The sequence below is a fragment of the Mycolicibacterium sp. HS_4_1 genome (genome assembly GCF_054515875.1).
In genome coordinates this window covers 5,366,157-5,387,033 of record NZ_CM137261.1, presented here as the reverse complement: position 1 = coordinate 5,387,033, position 20,877 = coordinate 5,366,157, and the positions used below count along the sequence as shown (strand labels likewise).

At 65.8% G+C, this 20,877-nt stretch carries 14 protein-coding genes and 2 riboswitches; of the genes, 8 read left to right on the top strand and 6 right to left on the bottom strand.

The window, feature by feature from the left end:
- The first annotated feature begins 4 nt into the window (after positions 1-4).
- Positions 5-814: a type III pantothenate kinase gene (locus tag ACX12F_RS26115; RefSeq protein WP_459367155.1), complete on the top strand. Its 810-nt coding sequence runs from the start codon at positions 5-7 to the stop codon at positions 812-814.
- An 8-nt stretch (positions 815-822) separates the two neighbouring features.
- Here the strand turns inward: ACX12F_RS26115 and ACX12F_RS26110 are convergent, their stop codons facing one another.
- A complete protein-coding gene (locus tag ACX12F_RS26110; RefSeq protein ID WP_459367154.1) occupies positions 823-2,082 on the bottom strand; it encodes an alanine racemase in 1,260 nt (419 codons plus the stop codon).
- Positions 2,083-2,106: 24 nt separating this feature from the next.
- Between ACX12F_RS26110 and lysS the strand changes: the two genes are divergently transcribed.
- The 3 genes from lysS (at position 2,107) to clpC1 (ending at position 6,846) form a co-directional block, all read left to right on the top strand.
- Entirely contained in the window at positions 2,107-3,609 is a 1,503-nt protein-coding gene (gene lysS / locus ACX12F_RS26105; RefSeq protein ID WP_459370513.1) for a lysine--tRNA ligase, read from the top strand.
- A 110-nt stretch (positions 3,610-3,719) separates the two neighbouring features.
- A complete protein-coding gene (gene lsr2 / locus ACX12F_RS26100) occupies positions 3,720-4,067 on the top strand; it encodes a histone-like nucleoid-structuring protein Lsr2 (protein WP_455981001.1) in 348 nt (115 codons plus the stop codon).
- 256 nt (positions 4,068-4,323) lie between these two features.
- Entirely contained in the window at positions 4,324-6,846 is a 2,523-nt protein-coding gene (gene clpC1, locus ACX12F_RS26095; protein ID WP_459367153.1) for an ATP-dependent protease ATP-binding subunit ClpC, read from the top strand.
- A 51-nt stretch (positions 6,847-6,897) separates the two neighbouring features.
- Here the strand turns inward: clpC1 and ACX12F_RS26090 are convergent, their stop codons facing one another.
- Positions 6,898-9,372: a phosphoketolase family protein gene (locus ACX12F_RS26090; protein WP_459367152.1), complete on the bottom strand. Its 2,475-nt coding sequence runs from the start codon at positions 9,370-9,372 to the stop codon at positions 6,898-6,900.
- 135 nt (positions 9,373-9,507) lie between these two features.
- Positions 9,508-9,596: riboswitch (adenosylcobalamin (AdoCbl) riboswitch) on the top strand.
- 45 nt (positions 9,597-9,641) lie between these two features.
- Here ACX12F_RS26090 and ACX12F_RS26085 point away from each other — a divergent pair.
- From ACX12F_RS26085 to metE, 4 genes are all read left to right on the top strand, one after another.
- Positions 9,642-9,857 (top strand): CbtB domain-containing protein, encoded by a 216-nt coding sequence (locus ACX12F_RS26085; protein ID WP_020100912.1) that lies wholly within the window; start codon positions 9,642-9,644, stop codon positions 9,855-9,857.
- A 15-nt stretch (positions 9,858-9,872) separates the two neighbouring features.
- Entirely contained in the window at positions 9,873-10,781 is a 909-nt protein-coding gene (locus ACX12F_RS26080; protein WP_459367151.1) for a CbtA family protein, read from the top strand.
- Positions 10,782-10,838: 57 nt separating this feature from the next.
- On the top strand, positions 10,839-11,240 hold the full coding sequence (locus ACX12F_RS26075) for a YbjQ family protein (RefSeq protein ID WP_459367150.1): 402 nt from the start codon (positions 10,839-10,841) through the stop codon (positions 11,238-11,240).
- Positions 11,241-11,273: 33 nt separating this feature from the next.
- A riboswitch (cobalamin riboswitch) is annotated at positions 11,274-11,471 on the top strand.
- Between the two features lie 111 nt (positions 11,472-11,582).
- Positions 11,583-13,841, top strand: coding sequence for a 5-methyltetrahydropteroyltriglutamate--homocysteine S-methyltransferase (metE, locus tag ACX12F_RS26070; protein ID WP_459370512.1), 2,259 nt, complete (start codon positions 11,583-11,585; stop codon positions 13,839-13,841).
- Between the two features lie 71 nt (positions 13,842-13,912).
- Here metE and ACX12F_RS26065 read toward each other — a convergent pair whose 3' ends face one another.
- From ACX12F_RS26065 to prpD, 4 genes are read right to left on the bottom strand one after another with little or no spacing between them, the layout of a single operon-like run.
- Positions 13,913-17,308, bottom strand: a complete 3,396-nt coding sequence (locus ACX12F_RS26065) for a pyruvate carboxylase (protein WP_459367149.1) — start codon at positions 17,306-17,308, stop codon at positions 13,913-13,915.
- On the bottom strand, positions 17,301-18,428 hold the full coding sequence (locus tag ACX12F_RS26060; RefSeq protein ID WP_459367148.1) for a bifunctional 2-methylcitrate synthase/citrate synthase: 1,128 nt from the start codon (positions 18,426-18,428) through the stop codon (positions 17,301-17,303). Before ACX12F_RS26060 ends, ACX12F_RS26065 begins: the two co-directional genes overlap by 8 nt.
- Positions 18,425-19,342, bottom strand: a complete 918-nt coding sequence (prpB, locus tag ACX12F_RS26055) for a methylisocitrate lyase (protein ID WP_459367147.1) — start codon at positions 19,340-19,342, stop codon at positions 18,425-18,427. The genes ACX12F_RS26060 and prpB overlap by 4 nt, the downstream gene beginning before the upstream one ends.
- Entirely contained in the window at positions 19,339-20,844 is a 1,506-nt protein-coding gene (prpD, locus tag ACX12F_RS26050; RefSeq protein ID WP_459367146.1) for a 2-methylcitrate dehydratase PrpD, read from the bottom strand. The genes prpB and prpD overlap by 4 nt, the downstream gene beginning before the upstream one ends.
- Positions 20,845-20,877: the final 33 nt, after the last annotated feature.

Sequence of the window (20,877 nt, the reverse complement as noted above, 5' to 3'; positions counted from 1 at the left end):
GCCGGTGCTGCTGGCAATCGATGTCCGCAACACCCACACCATCGTCGGGTTGATCTCGGGCTCTGGAGATCACGCAAAAGTGGTGCAGAACTGGCGGATTCGCACCGAGTCGGAAGTGACGGCCGACGAGCTCGCGCTGACCATCGACGGCCTGATCGGTGACGATGCCGAAAACCTGCTCGGCGCAACCGGTTTGTCGACAGTGCCATCGGTGCTGCACGAAATCCGGGTGATGCTGGACCAGTACTGGCCGAAGGTGCCGCACGTCCTGATCGAGCCGGGTGTGCGCACCGGCATCCCGCTGCTGGTCGACAACCCCAAAGAGGTCGGGGCCGACCGGATCGTCAATTGCCTTGCGGCATACCACAAGTACGGCACGGCGGCCATCGTCGTCGACTTCGGATCCTCGATCTGCGTCGACGTCGTCTCGGCCAAGGGTGAGTTTCTCGGCGGCGCCATCGCGCCGGGCGTCCAGGTGTCCTCGGATGCCGCCGCGGCCCGTTCTGCGGCGCTGCGCCGGGTCGAGCTGACCCGGCCCCGGTCGGTGATCGGCAAGAACACCGTCGAGTGCATGCAGGCCGGTGCGGTGTTCGGCTTCGCCGCCCTGGTGGACGGCCTGGTGAACCGGGTGCGTGAAGACCTCGAGGACTTGCGCGGTTCCGACGGCCACAACGTGACCGTGGTCGCCACCGGGCACACCGCTCAACTGGTGCTGCCCGACCTGCGGACCGTGCAGCACTACGACAAGCACCTCACCCTCGACGGCCTGCGCATGGTCTTCGAGCGCAACCAGCGCAACCCCCGCCGCTCCTAGACGCGCGCCTAGAAGAAGGTGCGGACCAGTTCCACCACCCGGTGGCCGGCGTCGAGCACCGGGATCAGCTGCCACTTGTCGAACACCGTGCAGGGGTGCGAGATCCCGAACTCGAGCCAGTCGCCGACGCCCAGACTCTGGTCGGCCGGCGCCAGCCGCAGATAGGCGTGCTGGTCGTTGAGTTTCTCGACGCGGCTGTCGGGCCGCCCGTACGGCATGGGCAGGTCCTGGTCGAACGACACGTCCCGGCGGCCCATCCCCACGATGGCGAGGTCGGGTTCGGGCCGTGAGAGCACCTGTGCCCACACACTCAGCGCGGGGACGAAGTGGCCACCGGAGTCAACATCGGAGGTGCGGCCCAGCGGCGACGTCCGGGCGTAGAGGCCGTCGTCGTGCGTCAGGTAGCAGCCGCTGCGCACCACGGTGTGCACCGACATGCCGTCGGGCCAGCCGGTCAAGATATCGGCGACCAGGTCGAAGTAGGTGCTGCCGCCGGCGGTCACCAGAATCTCGTCGGTCTCGAACAGCGGATGCAGCCGAATCGCTGCTTCGCGCACGGTGTGCAGGTACCCGGAGACGGCAGCCACCGCGGCGTCGCTGACCTCATGGCCGGTGGCCGCCTCGTATCCGGCGACGCCGACCAGTCGCAGCCGGTCCGAGTTCACCACCGCGCGCGCCACCGCGTCCACGGTCTCGGCGTCTCGGCAGCCCGTGCGGCCACCCGGCTGGCCGACTTCGACGCACACGTCCACCTGGCGGCGCCGGCCTGTCAGCGCGGACGTCATCAGCTGCACCCCGCGGACCGAGTCCACCCAGCACGTCAGCTCGAAATCGGGATTGGCGTCCAGCTCGGCGGCCAGCCAGCGCAGCCCGGTGACGTCGACAAGTTGGTTGGCCAGGATGATCCGGCGGACCCCGAAGGCCCGGAACACCCGGACCTGGCTGATGGTGGCGGCGGTGACGGCCACCGCGCCGGCGCCGAGCTGACGGGCCAGCAGCTGCGGAGACATATGGGTCTTGCCGTGTGGCGCGAGCTGCACGCCCCGCCGCCGGCACCAGCGCGCCATGGTGACCATGTTGTGCACCAGTGGCTGGGTGCGCAGCGTGCACACCGGCGACACGGCGCCGTCGTCGAACAGGCTGGGGCGCCGACGGCACACCTGGGCAGGGGTCTGGCCCCACCAGGAGGACGGCAGGCCCTTGTATTTCCAGTCGATCGGCTCGTGGTCCAGCGCATCGACGGTGGACTGCTCCAAACTGGTGGCCATGGCCTTCATTTAAGCTGGCATTTCGTGAGCGAAGCCGACAGCCCCGACATTCCCGAGCAGTTCCGCATCCGCCAGGCCAAGCGTGAGCGGCTGCTGGCCGAGGGGCGCGACCCGTATCCGGTCGAGGTGCCACGCACTCACACCCTCGCTGAGCTGAGGGCGGCCTATCCGGAGCTCGCCGCGGACACCGCCACCGGCGACATCGTCGGCGTCGCCGGCCGCGTCGTGTTCGCCCGGAACTCGGGCAAGCTGTGCTTCGCGACGCTCCAGGAGGGCGACGGCACCCAGCTGCAGGCCATGCTGAGCCTGGACAAGGTGGGCCAGGAGTCGCTGGACGCCTGGAAGTCCGACGTGGACCTGGGCGACATCGTGTTCGTCGAGGGCGAGGTCATCAGTTCCCGGCGCGGCGAATTGTCTGTGCTTGCCCAGAACTGGCAAATAGTGTCGAAGGCTCTGCGGCCGCTTCCTGTCGCGCACAAGGAATTGAATGAAGAGACCCGGGTCCGGCAGCGTTACGTCGACCTGATCGTGCGCCCGGAAGCCCGCAATGTCGCCCGGCAGCGTATTGCGGTCGTGCGGGCATTGCGTTCGGCACTCGAGCGCCGCGGCTTTCTGGAAGTCGAGACTCCGATGCTGCAGACGCTGCCCGGTGGCGCCGCGGCGCGCCCATTCATCACGCACTCGAACGCGCTCGATGCGGATCTGTACCTCCGCATCGCACCGGAGTTGTTCCTGAAGCGCTGCCTGGTCGGTGGTTTCGAGAAGGTTTTCGAGCTCAATCGGAACTTTCGCAACGAGGGCGCCGATTCCACGCATTCACCGGAATTCGCGATGTTGGAGACATATCAGGCCTACGGCACATATGACGATTCCGCGATTGTGACGCGTGAGCTTATTCAGGAGGTCGCAGACGAGGCCATTGGGACTCGAATGGTGCCCCTGCCGGACGGCTCCACCTATGACCTCGATGGTGAATGGGCGACCATCGAAATGTATCCGTCGTTGTCCGAAGCCCTGGGCGAGGAGATCACTCCAGACACCTCTGCCGAGTACCTGTGGAAGGTCGCCGAACGACTGGGTGCCGAGATTCCGCGGGACCGCGGATACGGCCATGGGAAATTGATCGAGGAACTGTGGGAGCACACCGTCGGTGATCGTCTTTGGGCGCCGACGTTCGTGCGGGATTTCCCGGTGGAGACCACGCCGTTGACTCGGGCCCACCGCACTATTCCGGGCGTTACAGAAAAATGGGATCTGTATGTCCGGAAGTTCGAGCTGGCCACGGGATATTCGGAGTTGATCGATCCGGTCATTCAGCGCGAGCGTTTCGAGGCCCAGGCTCGTGCCGCCGCTGCCGGTGACGACGAGGCAATGCGACTTGATGAGGATTTCCTTATCGCATTGGAGTATGCGATGCCGCCGACCACCGGAACAGGAATGGGACTCGACCGGTTGCTGATGGCGTTGACGGGGTTGACGATTAGAGACACGGTTTTGTTCCCGATTGTTCGCCGCCAGGCCGACTGAACACTGAGCTAACCCTGAGACTTGTTGAAGGAATTCCGGTCCTATGCCAGCATTGTTCTGGCAGAATCGATTCTGTGTTTTTATCGAGGCAGAAGGGTTAGTGTGGGCCGATGGCAAAGAAAGTGACTGTCACGCTCGTCGACGATTTCGACGGCGAAGGTGCGGCGGATGAGACGGTCGAATTTGCACTCGACGGGGTGAACTACGAGATCGACCTCACCACCAAGAACGCCACGAAGCTCCGGAATGATTTGAAGAAATGGGTCGAGGCCGGCCGTCGTGTCGGTGGTCGCCGTCGCGGCCGCGCCAGCGCCGGTACCTCCGGGCGTGGCCGCGCTTCGATCGACCGTGAGCAGAGCGCTGCCATCCGGGAATGGGCGCGCCGTAACGGCCACAATGTCTCCAGCCGGGGTCGCATTCCGGCGGAGATCATCGACGCGTTCCACGCCGCGACCTGAGTCTGCGGGCAACGTAATTCAGTGTTGCCCCCGGTTTTCTGTTCGCTTTCGGCGTAGCGTCGGCGAGCCGATCCGGGAAACGATTCATAACCGCTGCGCGTTGGCTTTTTCACAGCGCTGATCGGCCTTGCGCGTAGGGGATACCGCAGGGCACGCAGGGTCGCCGCCCATTAGAGTGGACGGTAGGCGCACAGCGTCGCGACACGCGAAGTGGCGTGGCAGGAGCTGCGGCTACGAGGGAGAGCAGGTAACACCGATGTTTGAGAGATTCACCGACCGGGCCCGTCGGGTCGTCGTCCTGGCTCAAGAAGAAGCCCGGATGCTCAACCACAACTACATCGGCACCGAGCACATCCTGCTTGGCCTCATCCATGAGGGCGAGGGCGTAGCCGCCAAGTCGCTGGAATCACTGGGGATCTCGCTCGAAGGCGTGCGGAGCCAGGTCGAAGAGATCATCGGCCAGGGGCAGCAGGCGCCGTCGGGCCACATCCCGTTCACCCCGCGCGCCAAGAAGGTGCTCGAGCTGTCGCTGCGCGAGGCGCTGCAGCTCGGCCACAACTACATCGGCACCGAGCACATCCTGCTCGGCCTCATCCGTGAGGGTGAGGGCGTCGCGGCGCAGGTGCTCGTGAAGCTGGGTGCTGAGCTGACCCGCGTGCGTCAGCAGGTCATCCAGCTGCTGTCGGGCTACCAGGGCAAGGAGACCGCCGAAGCCGGTACCGGTGGGCGCGGTGGCGAGACGGGCAACCCGTCGACGTCGCTCGTGCTCGACCAGTTCGGTCGCAACCTGACCGCCGCCGCCGCCGAGGGCAAGCTCGACCCGGTCATCGGCCGCGAGAAGGAAATCGAGCGGGTCATGCAGGTGCTGAGCCGCCGCACCAAGAACAACCCGGTGCTGATCGGTGAGCCCGGTGTCGGTAAGACCGCCGTCGTCGAGGGCCTGGCTCAGGCCATCGTGCACGGCGAGGTCCCCGAGACCCTCAAAGACAAGCAGCTCTACACGCTGGACCTCGGCTCGCTGGTCGCCGGCAGCCGCTACCGCGGTGACTTCGAAGAGCGCCTGAAGAAGGTGCTCAAGGAGATCAACACCCGCGGCGACATCATCCTGTTCATCGACGAGCTGCACACGCTCGTCGGTGCGGGTGCCGCCGAGGGTGCCATCGACGCGGCGAGCATCCTGAAGCCGAAGCTGGCCCGTGGCGAGCTGCAGACCATCGGTGCGACCACCCTCGACGAGTACCGCAAGTACATCGAGAAGGACGCCGCCCTGGAGCGCCGGTTCCAGCCGGTTCAGGTGGGCGAGCCGACCGTCGAGCACACCATCGAGATCCTCAAGGGTCTGCGCGACCGCTACGAGGCACACCACCGCGTGTCCATCACCGACGGTGCGCTGGTGGCTGCCGCGACGCTGGCCGACCGCTACATCAACGACCGGTTCCTGCCGGACAAGGCCATCGACCTGATCGACGAGGCCGGTGCCCGCATGCGCATCCGCCGGATGACCGCTCCGCCAGACCTGCGCGAGTTCGACGAGAAGATCGCCGATGCCCGCCGGGAGAAGGAATCGGCCATCGACGCGCAGGACTTCGAGAAGGCAGCCCGGCTGCGCGACTCGGAGAAGACGCTGGTCGCCCAGCGCGCCGAGCGGGAGAAGCAGTGGCGTTCGGGTGACCTCGACGTGGTCGCCGAGGTCGACGACGAGCAGATCGCCGAGGTTCTGGGCAACTGGACCGGCATCCCGGTCTTCAAGCTGACCGAGGCCGAGACCACGCGCCTGCTGCGCATGGAAGACGAGCTGCACAAGCGGATCATCGGCCAGGTTGACGCCGTCAAGGCGGTCTCGAAGGCCATCCGGCGTACCCGCGCCGGCCTGAAGGACCCGAAGCGTCCGTCGGGCTCGTTCATCTTCGCCGGCCCGTCCGGTGTCGGTAAGACCGAGCTGTCGAAGGCGCTGGCCGAGTTCCTGTTCGGCGACGACGATGCGCTCATCCAGATCGACATGGGCGAGTTCCACGACCGCTTCACCGCGTCGCGGCTGTTCGGTGCCCCTCCAGGCTACGTCGGCTACGAAGAGGGCGGCCAGCTCACCGAGAAGGTGCGCCGCAAGCCGTTCAGCGTGGTGCTGTTCGACGAGATCGAGAAGGCCCACCAGGAGATCTACAACAGCCTCCTGCAGGTCCTCGAAGACGGCCGCCTGACCGACGGTCAGGGTCGCACCGTCGACTTCAAGAACACCGTGCTGATCTTCACCTCGAACCTCGGTACGAGCGACATCAGCAAGGCAGTTGGCCTCGGCTTCACCTCGGGTGGCGGCGAGAACAACTACGAGCGGATGAAGCTCAAGGTGCACGACGAGCTGAAGAAGCACTTCCGCCCGGAGTTCCTGAACCGTATCGACGACATCATCGTGTTCCACCAGCTGACGCAGGAAGAGATAGTTCAGATGGTCGAGCTGATGATCGGCCGGGTCGGCAAGCAGCTCAAGGCCAAGGACATGGAGATGGAACTGACGCCGAAGGCCAAGGCACTGCTGGCCAAGCGCGGCTTCGATCCGGTGCTCGGCGCCCGTCCGCTGCGTCGGACCATCCAGCGCGAGATCGAGGACCAGCTCTCCGAGAAGATTCTCTTCGAGGAGGTCGGCCCCGGTCAGCTGGTCACCGTCGACGTCGAGAACTGGGACGGCGAGAGCAACAACACCGAGGACGCGAAGTTCACGTTCGTCGGTCGGCGTAAGGAATCGGCCGACCTGGCCGAGGCCGCGGCGACTGTTTCCGAATAGCCGGTAGCGCAACAGAAGGGCCTTCCCGCTTGTCGGGAAGGCCCTTCTGCTTTATTCGTTGTCCCCGCCCGTTGCCGCTGCGGCATCGACGGCTGCCGTGTCGACGGAGCGGCGTGCTGCCGGCCAGACCCAGTCACGTACGGCGGGCACATCCTCACCGTGCTCGCGGGTGTACTGGCGTGCCGCCAGCCGGGCGTCGACCATCTGCTGTCGTAGCGTCGCGCACGTCGACCCGAGCTCGGGCACCCGATCGATGACGTCGATAACCAGGTGGTAGCGGTCCAGGTCGTTGAGCATCACCATGTCGAACGGCGTCGTCGTGGTGCCCTCTTCCTTGTAACCGCGGACGTGCAGGTTCTCGTGGCCGGTCCGACGGTAGGTCAGCCGGTGAATCAGCCAGGGGTAGCCGTGGTAGGCGAAGATTATCGGCTTGTCGGCGGTGAAGATGGTGTCGAAATCGCGGTGGGACAGTCCGTGTGGGTGCTCGGAATCGTCCTGCAGCCGCATGAGGTCGACGACGTTGACGAACCTGACCTTGAGGTCTGGCAGGTGAGTACGCAAGAGGTCCACCGCCGCCAACGCCTCGAGAGTCGGCACATCGCCGGCAGCTGCGATCACCACGTCGGGATCGGAACCGAGCACCTCATTTCCTGCCCATTCCCAGATGCCCACACCGCGAGTGCAGTGCGCAATCGCCTGATCCATGGTGAGGAAATTGGGTGCCGGCTGCTTGCCCGAGACCACGACGTTGACGTACTGGCGAGACCGCAGGCAGTGGTCATACACCGACAACAGGGTGTTGGCGTCCGGCGGCAGGTAGACCCGCACGACGTCGGCGCTCTTGTTCACCACGTGGTCGATGAACCCCGGGTCCTGATGTGAGAACCCGTTGTGGTCTTGACGCCAGACATGGCTGGACAGTAGGTAATTGAGGCTCGCGATGGGACGGCGCCAGGCGATGTGATTGGTGACCTTGAGCCACTTGGCGTGCTGGTTGAACATCGAGTCGATGATGTGGATGAACGCCTCGTAGCAGTTGAACAGACCGTGCCGGCCCGTCAGCAGATAGCCTTCGAGCCAGCCCTGGCACTGGTGTTCGGAGAGCATCTCCATCACCCGGCCGGCGCGCGCCAGGTGTTCGTCCACCTCGGGCGCGATGAACTCGGCGTTCCACTGTTTGTCGGTCACCTCGAACACCGCTTGCAGCCGATTCGACGCGGTCTCGTCCGGACCGAAGATGCGGAAGTTGTCAGGGTTTTGCCGGATCACCGCGGTCAGCCATTGGCCCAGCACCCGCGGAGCTTCGGAGACGCTGCCGCACGGTGTCGGCACGTCGACGGCGAAATCGCGAAAGTCGGGCAGTCGCAAATCCTTCAGCAGCAGTCCACCGTTGGCATGCGGGTTGTCGCTCATCCGGAGGCGGCCCTCGGGCGCCAGTTCGGCGATCGAGGGGAGCAGCCTGCCGTCGTTGTCGAACAGATCTTCGGCCCGGTAGGACGCCAGCCAGTCAGCGAGCACCTGCAGATGTTCGGGCGTATCGCGGGCATTGGCCAGCGGAACCTGATGCGCGCGCCATGATCCGGTGGTCTTCTTGCCGTCGATGTGCGCCGGTCCGGTCCATCCCTTGGGGGTGCGGAACACGATCATCGGCCAGGCGGGCCGTTGCATCTGATCGGGATATTCTTCCAACGCAACGGTTTTGATGCGGGCGATCTCGTCCATCACCTCATCGAGCAGGGTGGCGAACCGCCGGTGTGCGTCCTCGTGATCGGTGTCGCCGTCGGCCACTTCGAAGAAGTACGGCGTGTGGCCGTAGCCGATCATCAGTGCCCGCAGCTCATCTTCTGGGATGCGTGCGAGCACGGTCGGATTGGCGATCTTGTAGCCGTTCAAGTGCAGGATAGGAAGCACCACACCATCTTTGGCCGGATTCAGGAACTTGTTCGAGTGCCAGCCGGTGGCCAATGCGCCGGTTTCCGCCTCGCCGTCGCCGATCACGGCGGTCACCAGCAGGTCGGGATTGTCGAAGGCCGCGCCGTACGCGTGCGAGAGCACGTACCCCAGCTCCCCACCCTCGTGGATCGAGCCGGGGGTTTCCGGCGCGACGTGTGACGGGATACCGCCGGGAAACGAGAACTGCCGGAACAGCCGTCGCAGTCCCTCTGCGTCGGTACTGATGTCGGGGTAGATCTCGCTGTAGGTGCCATCCAAGTAGGCGTTCGCGACCAGCCCCGGACCGCCGTGGCCGGGTCCGGTGAGGTAGATCGTCGACTGGGCCCGCGCCTTGATGACGCGGTTGAGGTGGGCGTAGATGAAGTTCAATCCGGGGGTGGTGCCCCAGTGCCCGAGCAGTCGCGGCTTGACGTCCTCGCGGCTCAGCGGACTGCGCAGCAGGGGATTGTCGAGCAGATATATCTGGCCCACCGACAGGTAATTCGCGGCACGCCACCAGCGGTCGAGCTGGGCCAGCGTGTCGCCGTTCAACGGAGTGTCATCGACTGATTTCCATGAGACCGGCACTGTCATCAACGTATGTTGACGCCCACCTGAAAACAAGCGAGGACGTCAGGCCCACGACTCGGCGAACTTCGTGTTACGTCGGAAATCGCCGGATTGTATTACCGGTTCCACGTGGAACCGCCGCAGTGTAGATTCCTGTGCGTACGACGGCGCATGGAAGCCGGTGAGAATCCGGCACGGTTGCGCCACTGTGAGCCCTCCGCGGCGAGTCAGATCTTTCGCCGTCGTGCAGAACCGAACAAGTTGGGGCGCGTGACCCCGTAGGAGGTTTGACCATGACGAGTATCGCGGTTTCCAAGCCGGGTGTATCGACCAAGGCGCTCTCGGCCACTCGGGTGGCAGTGCTTCTCGGTGTGACCATTTTCCTGGCGATGCTGGCGTACTACCTCGTCGGCATCGACGAGGGCATGATGTCGATGTTCGGCAAGACCGTCGTGGTTCACGAGTGGGTGCACGACTCGCGGCACTTCCTCGGCTTCCCCTGCCACTGATCCACGGGACTCTTTGTGGAAATCCGCGTCATCGGGCGCGGAGCCCTCGCCGGCCTGATCGCCGGCATCTTGGGGTTCCTGTTTGCCTGGATTTTTGCTGAGCCCACCATCGACAAGGCCATCGACTACGAGTCCGGCCGCATGAATGTGCTGTCGACCGTCCACACGGCCATGGGACATCCCGTCGAGCCGGACGGGCCAGAGCTGTTCAGCCGAGCCATTCAGTCCGGCGTCGGCGCGGCCACCGGAATCATCGCGTTCTCGGTCGCGATGGGCGCCCTGGTGGCCGTCGCCTATCTGGTGCTGCATGGCCGGTTCGGTGTCCGGCCGAAGGTGCTGGGCTGGACCGTTGCCGGATGTGGCTTCCTGGGCGTGTACCTGTTGCCGTTCGTGAAGTATCCGGCGAACCCGCCGGCCATCGGCCACGAGTTCACCATGGAGGCCCGCGGCTTTCTGTACCTGGGCATGGTGTGGGGATCGTTGACCCTGCTGGGGCTCGCGGTGTTCACGGCGCGCAAGCTCTCCGGCAAGGTCGGATGGGCGCGTGCGGTCGCGATCGCGATGGTCGGGTTCTTCGTGGTGTACGGCGGGCTGTTGGCGGCGCTGCCGTCGCTGGGTGACCTGCCGGCCAACGTCGAGCACGCCGGCGAGTTCGGCTTCGCGCGTGCCGCAACCGAGACGCCGCAGCCGATCACCAACACGTTCCCTACTCCGGTGACGGTCGACGGCCAGGTTTACGCCGCCGGCCAGCTCATCTATCCGGGCTTCGACGCCGACCTGCTGTGGAAGTTCCGGTGGTACTCGCTGATCGACCAGGCGTTGATCTGGGCGGCCATCGGGCTGGTGTTCGGTGGACTCGTCGAGCGTTACCTCGGAGGCACCAGGAAGACGGTGCGGGCGACTGACGCGGCAGCCGCCGTCTGACGATCGCGGTCGTTGCGCACTACAGTTCGACCCGTACCGACAGCGAAAGGTTGCAGCATGCTGGTTGTCACGACGAATGACCTGCCCGGGTGGGAGATTCAGCGCGTCTGTGGTGAGGTGTTCGGCCTGACTGTGCGCTCTCGGAACGCCTTCGCGCAGATGGGCGCCGGCTTCAAGGCGATGTTCGGCGGGGAGTTGCAGGGCATGACCAAGAACCTGGCCGAGAGCCGCAACGAGGCCATGGGCCGGCTCATCCAGGAATGTCAGGCGCGCGGCGGCAACGCCATCGTCGCGATGCGGTTCGACACCACCGAGATCGGCGATGTGTGGACCGAGATCTGCGCGTATGGCACTGCGGTGCAAGCGGTTCCGGTCACCGACGCGGCTCGCTACACGGCGCAGCAGCTGGGCTACGGGGGCGGACCGGGTGCGCCGGGTGGTCCGGGGCAGACAGGGTAATCTGCACAGCGCAGCTGGTTTGCCAACGGCGCCTCGGCGTCTGCGGCATCGAGTGGTGGGTGATCCGCCATGAGAGGGAACCCGGTGAGAATCCGGGACTGTCCCGCAGCGGTATGCAGGAACGACCGCCGTCATCCGCACTGATCCACGGATTGGGAAGCGACGGCCACTAGGTGCTCCTCAGGGTGCGCGCCTGCGAGTCCGAAGACCTGCCAGCTGTGCCGGATGCGCCGCGTCCGGCGGTGCATCGCCTCGTGGAATGGGCTGATCGCCGAGGGCGGTTTCGGCTGTCCTCGATGGATGTCCTCGGGCTGTGCGCACTTCCGTCGCATGTGAAGGACCCTGAAGTTGTCAACACCATTCACCGCCACCATCCTGGGCGCCCCTCGTATCGGTCCGAACCGCGAGCTCAAACGGGCCGTCGAACGCTACTGGGCAGGCCGGATCGACCGGGCCGCTCTCGAAGCGATTGCCGCGGGCATCCGTAGAGACACTCTCGCCGCGTTGTCGGCCGCCGGTCTGGATTCCGTTCCGGTCAATACGTTTTCCAACTATGACCAGGTACTCGACACCGCGGTGCTGCTCGGTGCCCTGCCGAGCCGGGTGGGCGGCGTGGCCGACGACCTCGACCGCTACTTCGCCGCGGCCCGCGGGACGGCGGACATCGCACCGCTCGAGATGACCAAGTGGTTCGACACCAACTACCACTACATCGTCCCGGAGATCGGCCCGGACACCACGTTCGCGCTGAATCCGGCGAAGGTGCTTTCCGAACTCAAAGAGGCTCAGGTGCAGGGCGTTTCGGCTCGACCGGTGATCATCGGACCAATCACGTTCCTGGCTCTGAGCAAGGCTGTCGACGGTGCCGCGGCACCCATCGGGCGCCTTGGTGAGCTGCTGCCGCTGTACACGGAACTGCTGGGCCGGCTCGCCGATGCGGGCGCCGAGTGGGTCCAGATCGACGAACCGGTGCTGGTCACCGACATCCTCGACAACGGCGCCGAACTCGCTGAGCAGGTCTATACCGCGCTCGCGGGCGCAGTCAAGCGCCCGGCGATCCTGGTGGCGACGTACTTCGGTGAGCTGGGCGACGCGCTGCCGGCGCTGGCCCGTACCAATGTCGAGGGTGTCGCAGTCGATTTCGTCGCCGGTGGTGACCAGCCGATATCGGGCCTGGCGGGCAAGCTGCTGGTGGCCGGCGTTGTCGATGGTCGCAACATCTGGCGCACCGACCTGCATGCGGCCCTCGCCCGGCTGGATGGGTTGGTCGGAAGTGCTGCGGCGGTCGCGGTTTCGACGTCGTGCTCGACGCTGCACGTGCCGTACTCGCTCGAGCCAGAGACAGAACTGGACGATGCGCTCCGCAGCTGGCTGGCGTTCGGCGCGGAGAAGGTCGAAGAGGTCGCGACGCTGGCGGCGGCGCTGCGCTCGGGCCGGGACTCGGTCGCCGCTGAGCTGGAGGCGTCCAACCGGGCAGTCGCATCGCGGGCGCGGGACTCCCGTCTGCACAACGACGAGGTCCGGACCCGGCTGGATGCGGTGCTGGCCGACGGTGTCGGCCGCGGCCCCGCCGCCGAGCGGCGCAAGGCGCAGGATGCGCGGATCGATCTGCCGCCGTTGCCGACCACCACCATCGGCTCGTTCCCGCAGACCGTCGAGATTCGCAAGGCGCGAGCCGCGCTGGTGGCTGGCGAGATCGACGAGACCGAATACACCAACCGGATGAAGGCCGAGGTCGAATCCGTCATCCGGTTGCAGGAGGACCTGGGCCTGGACGTGCTGGTGCACGGCGAATCCGAGCGCAACGACATGGTGCAGTACTTCGCCGAGCAGCTGGACGGCTTCTTCGCCACCAAGAACGGCTGGGTGCAGTCATATGGCAGCCGCTGCGTGCGCCCGCCGGTTCTGTTCGGTGACGTCACCCGCAGACAGCCGATGACGGTGGACTGGGCGACGTATGCACAGACGCTGACCGACAAGCCCGTCAAGGGCATGCTCACCGGTCCGGTGACCATCCTGGCCTGGTCGTTCGTCCGTGATGATCAGCCGTTGGCCGACTCCGCCAATCAGGTGGCACTGGCCATCCGCGACGAGACGGTCGATCTGCAGTCCGCGGGTATCGCGATCATCCAGGTCGACGAGCCGGCATTGCGTGAGCTGCTGCCGCTGCGGAACGCCGACAAGGCGGCCTACCTCAAGTGGGCGGTGGATGCGTTTCGTGTCTCCACCTCGGGAGTCAGTGATGCCACCCAGATCCATACCCACCTGTGCTACTCGGAGTTTGGTGAGGTCATCGGTGCCATCGCCGACCTCGATGCCGACGTCACGTCCATCGAAGCGGCGCGTTCGCACATGGAGGTGCTCGACGACCTCAACGGGATCGGGTTCGCGAACAGCGTTGGTCCGGGTGTGTACGACATCCACTCGCCACGTGTTCCGACCGCCGACGAGATGGTGACCTCATTGCGGCATGCGCTGGATGCCGTTCCGGCAGAACGGCTCTGGGTGAATCCTGACTGCGGGCTCAAGACTCGCAAGACCGACGAGGTGACCGAGTCGCTGCGCAATATGGTTGCCGCTGCGATCGCGGTCCGCAGCTAGGAAACGCCGAAACGGCATTCCGGCAGCAGAAGTTCGAGAGCGACCCTGCCGGAATGCCGTTTCGGGCGGTATCAACTGAGGACGACCAAGAGGTCATTGCCTTCGACGCTTGCGATGGGGGCGACTGCGATCCGCTTGACGGTGCCGGCGTTCGGCGCGGTGATGGCGGCCTCCATCTTCATCGCCTCGATGGTGGCGACAGTCTGGCCGGCGCTGACCTGCTCGCCCGCGGCCACCCCGATGGTTACGACGCCGGCGAATGGCGCGGCAATGTGATGGGGATTGTCGCGGTCGGCCTTTTCCGCGGCAGGGATGGCACCGTCGATCGAACGGTCCCGCACCACGATCGGGCGTAGCTGACCGTTCAACAGGCAGAGCACTGTGCGCATGCCGCGATCGTCGGGTTCGGAGATGGCCTCTAGTCCGATGAGCAGCTCGACGCCCTTCTCCAATTTGACCCGGTGCTCTTCTCCGTGGCGTAATCCGTAGAAGAACTGGTTGGCGCTCAGTCGGGATGTGTCGCCGAATTGTGCTCGGTGCGAGAGGAATTCGCGAGTTGGCCCGGGAAACAGCAACCGATTGAGTGCCGCTCGGCGCGTGGGGCCAGGCTCGGCCAGCTGAGCGTAGTCATCGACGGTGAGTTGGGCTGCCGATCCTGTCTGGGCCCGCCCTTCAAGCGCCTTGGTGCGCAACGGCTCCGGCCAGCCACCGGCCGGGCCGCCGAGCTCGCCGCGGAAAAAGCCGATCACCGAGTCCGGGATGTCGTAGCGGTCCGGATCGGCCGCGAACTCCTCGGCGGTGATCCCGGCGCCGACCAGCGCCAGCGCCAGGTCACCGACCACCTTGCTCGACGGGGTCACCTTCACGAGCCGGCCCAGGACGTGATCCGCTCCGGCATAAGCGTTCTCGATGTCCTCGAACCGGGCGCCCAGCCCGAGCGCGACAGCCTGCGTGCGGAGGTTGCTGAGCTGCCCACCCGGGATCTCGTGCGTGTACACGCGGCCCGTCGGCGCCGGTAGGCCGGCCTCGAACGGTGCGAACACCCGGCGCAGCGCTTCCCAATACGGTTCCAGTTCACAGACATTGGTCAGCGATAGCCCGGTGTCGTGCACGGTGTTCGCCGCTGCCGCAACGATGGACGACAGCGCGGGCTGGCTGGTGGTACCGGCCAGGGGAGCCGCGGCACCGTCGACGGCCGAGGCGCCTGCCTGCCAGGCGGCAAGGTAAGTCGCCAGCTGGCCACCCGGGGTGTCGTGGGTGTGGACGTGCACCGGAAGTTCGAAGCGGGAACGCAACGCCGACACCAGGGTTGCCGCTGCCGGCGGCCGCAGCAGACCGGCCATGTCCTTGATCGCCAGCACGTTCGCACCGGCGTCGACGATCTGCTCGGCCAGCTTGAGCCAGTAATCCAGTGTGTACAGCGTCTCGCCCGGGTTGGATAGATCGCCGGTGTACGACATTGCCACTTCGGCTACCGCAGAACCAGTTTCGCGTACGGCATCGATAGCCGGGCGCATAGAGTCTACGTTGTTCAGTGCGTCGAAGATCCGGAAGATGTCGACGCCGGTCGCCGTGGCTTCCTGCACGAACGCGGAGGTGACCGACACCGGATAAGGTGTGTAGCCCACGGTGTTGCGTCCGCGCAGCAGCATCTGCATGCAGATGTTGGGCATCGCTTGCCGCAGTGCGGCGAGGCGTTCCCACGGGTCTTCCTTCAAGAACCGAAGCGCCACATCATAAGTCGCGCCGCCCCAGCATTCGACCGATAGCAGCTCGGGCATCATGCGGGCCACATAGGGGGCCACCTTGACCAAGCCCGACGTGCGCACCCGGGTGGCCAGCAGCGACTGGTGGGCATCGCGGAATGTGGTGTCGGTGACCCACAGTCGCGGGGATTCCAGCAACGAGGCCGCAAAGCGCTCCGGCCCGAGCTCGGTCAGCAGCTGCTTGCTGCCCGCCGGTGCCGGGGCGTACAGGTCGATCTCCGGCAGCTTGTCCCGCGGATACACCGCGGACTGACGCACGCCATGCGGCTTGTTGACCGTGACGTCGGCGAGGTAGTTGAGGATGCGGGTGCCGCGATCCTCTGGGATGTGTGCCGTCAGCAGCTGCGGCCGCTCGTCGATGAATGACGTCGACACCTTGCCCGCGGTGAAGTCCGGATCGTCCAGAACCGCTTGCAGGAAAGGGATGTTCGTCGAGACCCCGCGGATGCGGAACTCGGCGAGGGCGCGTTGGGCTCGCCTGACCGCGGTGGCAAAGTCGTGGCCCCGGCAGGTGAGTTTGACCAGCATGGAGTCGAAATGCGCACTGATCTCGGCACCGACGTTGGTCCCGCCGTCCAATCGGACTCCGGCGCCGCCGGGACTGCGGTAGGCGGTGATCCGGCCGGTGTCCGGCCGGAAACCATTGGCGGGGTCCTCGGTGGTGATTCGGCATTGCAGGGCGGCGCCACGGATCCGGACGCTGTCCTGGCTTAACCCGAGGTCCGACAGTGACTGGCCGGCCGCGATCCGCAACTGGGAAGCAACCAGGTCCACGTCGGTGATCTCCTCGGTCACCGTGTGCTCTACCTGAATCCGCGGATTGCATTCGATGAACACGTGGTGGGCGCGCTCGTCGAGCAGGAATTCGATGGTACCGGCGCAGAAGTACCGGATCTGGCGGGCGAATTCCACTGCATCAGAACAGATGCGGGCCCGTAACTCGTCACTGAGGTTGGGGGCCGGTGCCAGCTCGATGACCTTCTGGTGCCGACGCTGCACACTGCAGTCCCGCTCGAAGAGATGGATCACCGCGCCGGTGCCGTCGGCCAGAATCTGGACTTCGATGTGGCGAGGATTGAGGACTGCCTGTTCGAGATAGACCATCGGGTCGCCGAACGCATACTCCGCTTCTCGTGACGCCGCTTCGATGGCCTCGGCAAGATGGGCTGGCTCGGCCACTCGTCGCATGCCGCGGCCACCGCCACCGGAGACCGCCTTGACGTACAGCGGAAACTCCATATCGGCTGCGGCAGTGAGCAGTTCATCGACCGAGGCCGATGGTTTGGACGAGGTGGGCACCGGCAGGCCGGCGGCCCGGGCCGCCGCGATGGCGCTGGCCTTGTTGCCGGTCAGCTCCAGCACGTCGGCGCTGGGACCCACGAAGGTGATGCCCGCGGCGGCGCAAGCCGATGCCAATTCCGGTTTCTCTGAGAGGAATCCGTACCCGGGGTAGACGGCGTCGGCACCGGAGAGCTGAGCCACCCGGATGATTTCGGGCACCGTGAGGTAGGCCCGTACCGGGTGGCCTGGCTCGCCGATTTGGTAGGACTCGTCGGCCTTCAAGCGGTGCGGAGAGTTCCGGTCCTCGTAGGAGTACACCGCCACTGTCGCGATGCCCATTTCGTAGGCCGCCCGGAAGGCCCGGATCGCGATTTCACCGCGGTTGGCGACGAGGACTTTGCGGATTGCGTGCTCAGGCAATGGAACGCTGCGGTTGGCCCGAGTATTCGCTCAGGGGACGGATCAGCGCGTTCGACGCCGCCTGCTCCATGATGTGTGCGGTCCATCCGGTGATCCGGGACATCACGAAAAGCGGTGTGAAGACGGGGATGTCGAAGCCCATCAGGTAGTAGGCCGGACCCGTCGGAAGGTCGAGGTTCGGCTTGATCCCGGTGGCGGCGAGCATGTCCCGCTCCAGCACGTTGTAGATGTCCAGCCACTGCTGGCCTCCGCGCGCTTGCACCACCCGCTCGAGGGCGGCTTTCATGGTCGGCACTCGCGAGTCGCCGTTCTTGTAGACCCGGTGCCCGAAGCCCATGACTTTGTCTTTGCGGGACAGCTTGCCGTGCAACCACTTCGCGGCATTTTCGGCGGAACCGATCTCCAGCATGTCGTGCATGACAGCTTCGTTCGCGCCGCCGTGCAGGCAGCCCTTGAGGGCCCCGATGGCAGCGGTGACGGCGCTGTAGATGTCCGACTGGGTCGAGGTCACCACCCGGGCGGCGAAGGTCGACGCGTTGAAGCTGTGTTCGGCGTACAGCACCATCGACTGGCTGAACGCCTCGACGATCGCCGGTTCCGGCACCTCGCCGAAGCACATGTTCAGGAAGTTCTCCGTGTAGCCGAGGTGGCTGTGGGGTGCGATGGGCGCCAACCCCTGCCGACGTCGGATGTCAGCCGCGACGATGGTCGGCAGGACCGCAAACATCCGAAGTGACTTGGCGTAGTTGGCCGTAGGGGTGCTGACGTCCTCTTCGGGGTCCTCGGCACCCAGATAGCTGATCGCGGTGCGCACCACATCCATCGGATGGCAGCTCTCGGGCAGCTTGGCCAGCAGCGAGTACATTGACCGGTCGACCCGGCGGGATGCCCGCTCGCGCTGGCAGAACATCGCCAGCTCCTGGTCGGTCGGCAGCTCGCCGTGCCAGAGCAGGTAGGCAACCTGCTCGAACGCGCAGCGGGCCGCCAGGTCCTGCACCGGATATCCCCGGTAGGTCAGGCTGTTGGTCTCGGGCACGACCTTGGAGATGGCGGTGGTGTCGACGACGACGCCGGCCAGGCCTTTGTAGATGCGCGGCGCCTCAGGTGCGGTGGTGGTCATGCTTTCACGTCCTGGAGGGTGAAGTTGAAGATGTCTGAATCGAATTCGTTGTATTCGGCATAGCGCAGCAGCTCGTAGAGCCGGCTGCGATGCTGCATCTGGTTCAGCAGACCGGCTTGCGTTCCGGCAGAGTGGATTTCGCGCAAGCCGACCTCGACCGCGTACATCGCCAGGCGCAACGTGGTGACCGGGTAGATCACCATGTTGTATCCGATGTCGGACAACTGCTGGGCCGTGACCAGTTCGGACTTGCCGAACTCGGTCATGTTGGCCAGCAATGGGGCATGGACCGCTGCCCGGAAGCGCTCGAATTCACTTGGGGTGGACAGCGCCTCGGTGAAGATCAGGTCGGCGCCGGCATCGGCGTAGGCCTTCGCCCGGTCGATCGCCGCGTCGATACCTTCGATCCCTGCCGCGTCGGTCCGGGCGCAGATGACGAAGTTCGGGTCCCGACGGGCGGCAACCGCCGCACGCAGCCGCTTGATCATCTCGACGGCGGGCACCACGGCCTTGCCGTCCAGGTGGCCGCACCGCTTGGGATTCACCTGGTCCTCGAGGTGGCAGCCGGTCAGCCCGGCATCCTCCAGGATCGTGATGGTGCGGGCGGCACTCATCGGCTCGCCGAAACCGGTGTCGGCGTCGACCAACGTGGGCAGGTCGGTGGCCGCGGCGATCTGGGCGCTGCGGCCGGCCACCTCGCTCAGGGTGGTCAGCCCGATGTCGGGCAGGCCCAGATCGGCTGACAACACCGCGCCCGAGACGTAGACCCCCTCGAATCCGATCTCGGACACCAGCTTTGCCACCAGTGGCGAGAAGGCACCCGGATAGCGTTGCAGGCGTCCGGAATTCAGGCCCGAGCGCAGGGCTGTTCGCTTATCCATGGCCGAGACCGTGGAGCCGAAGAGGCCCCTCACCGGAAGATCCCACTTGGAATCGTCGGCGCCTTGTCCAGCACCACCTGATCGACGCGCAGGTTCAGAGCACCGAGATTGCCTGGCTTGAGCCTCCCGAGGTCGTCGACAACGGCCAGGAACCGCCCCTGCTCAGCGGGGGCGATGACGCCGTCGGCGAGCACGGTGAACTTGTTTCGGTACTGCTCACGTTCGAACGGGCGCGCTCCCAGCGGGTGCGCATCGGCGACGGCCAGCTCGTCGACGATGACCTCGCCGCTCTTGAGCGTTACCACGGCTTTGGCGCCAAATGCCTTCTCCGCCGGATCATTCGAGTGGTAGCGCCGGGTCCACTCCGGATCCTCGACGGTGGAGATCTTCTGCCACAGCTCGATGGTGTCCGGGCGGTGGGCGCGCTCGGGGGCGTACGACCGCTCGTGGTGCCACTCGCCGTCCTGCAGCGCGACCGCGAAGATGTACATGACGGAGTGGTCCAGCGTCTCGCGCGAGGCATCCGGGTCGAACTTCTGCGGGTCATTGCTGCCGGTGCCGATCACCACGTGGGTGTGATGGCTGGTGTGCAGCACGACGGTGGCGATCTGGTCGAGATCGCCGATGCGCTCGCGCATGCGGCGAGCCAAGTCGATCGGGGCCTGGCTCTGGTACTCGGCGCTGTGTTCCTTGGTGTAGGTGTCGAGGATGGCGCGCTTGGCCTCGCCGGGGCCCGGCAGCGGTACCTGGTAGGTGTGCTCGGGACCGGACAGCAGCCACGCGATCACGCCGTCTTCGCCCTCCCAGATGGGGGCCGGCGAGCCCTCGCCGCGCATGGCGCGGTCGGCGGCCTCGATTGCGACCTTGCCGGCCAGCGCCGGGGCGTAGGCCTTCCAGCTGGAGATCAGGCCCTTGCGGGACTGCCGCGTTGCGGTGGTCAGGTGCAGCGCCTGGCCGATCGCGTCGTAGATGGTCTCCGGAGCCAGCCGCAGCATGGTGCCGATGCCGGCGGCCACCGCGGGCCCGAGGTGGGCGACGTGATCGATCTTGTGCTCGTGCAGGCAGATTCCCTTGACCAGGTCGACCTGCACCTCGTATGCGGTGGCGATGCCGCGGATCAGGTCACTGCCGCGGACGTCGAGCTGCTGGGCCACCGCGACCAGGGCCGGGATGTTGTCACCCGGGTGCGAGTACTCGGCGGCCAGGAAGGTGTCGTGGAAGTCGAGTTCCCGCACGGCAACCCCGTTGGCCCAGGCGGCCCACTCGGGGGAGTAGGTGCCGTCGATGCCGAACACGGTGGCGCCGCGCTGGGTGCGGTGCGCCTGGGCCTGGGTACGCGCGACGGTGACGGGGCGCCGGATGACCGATGCGGCCGAGACGGCGGCATTGTCGATGATGCGGTTGATGACCATCGCTTCGACCTCGGGAGTGACCTCGACCGGGTCGGCGGCGATCTCGGCGATCTTCCAGGCCAGGTGTTCCGAGCGGGGGAACTCCTCAGCGCTGCGTCGGGTGCGTACCTCGTGTGTCTGCATGTTTCGCACGCTACGCAGCGGGCCGAGGCTCCG

Excerpts from the sequence above, each read along its gene's own strand:
- ACX12F_RS26090 (WP_459367152.1), bottom strand. The coding sequence starts at position 9,372 with ATGACAGTGCCGGTCTCATGGAAATCAGTCGATGACACTCCGTTGAAC.
- prpD (WP_459367146.1), bottom strand. The coding sequence starts at position 20,844 with ATGCAGACACACGAGGTACGCACCCGACGCAGCGCTGAGGAGTTCCCC.
- ACX12F_RS26110 (WP_459367154.1), bottom strand. The coding sequence starts at position 2,082 with ATGGCCACCAGTTTGGAGCAGTCCACCGTCGATGCGCTGGACCACGAG.
- clpC1 (WP_459367153.1), top strand. The coding sequence starts at position 4,324 with ATGTTTGAGAGATTCACCGACCGGGCCCGTCGGGTCGTCGTCCTGGCT.
- lsr2 (WP_455981001.1), top strand. The coding sequence starts at position 3,720 with ATGGCAAAGAAAGTGACTGTCACGCTCGTCGACGATTTCGACGGCGAA.
- ACX12F_RS26075 (WP_459367150.1), top strand. The coding sequence starts at position 10,839 with ATGCTGGTTGTCACGACGAATGACCTGCCCGGGTGGGAGATTCAGCGC.
- ACX12F_RS26060 (WP_459367148.1), bottom strand. The coding sequence starts at position 18,428 with ATGACCACCACCGCACCTGAGGCGCCGCGCATCTACAAAGGCCTGGCC.
- ACX12F_RS26085 (WP_020100912.1), top strand. The coding sequence starts at position 9,642 with ATGACGAGTATCGCGGTTTCCAAGCCGGGTGTATCGACCAAGGCGCTC.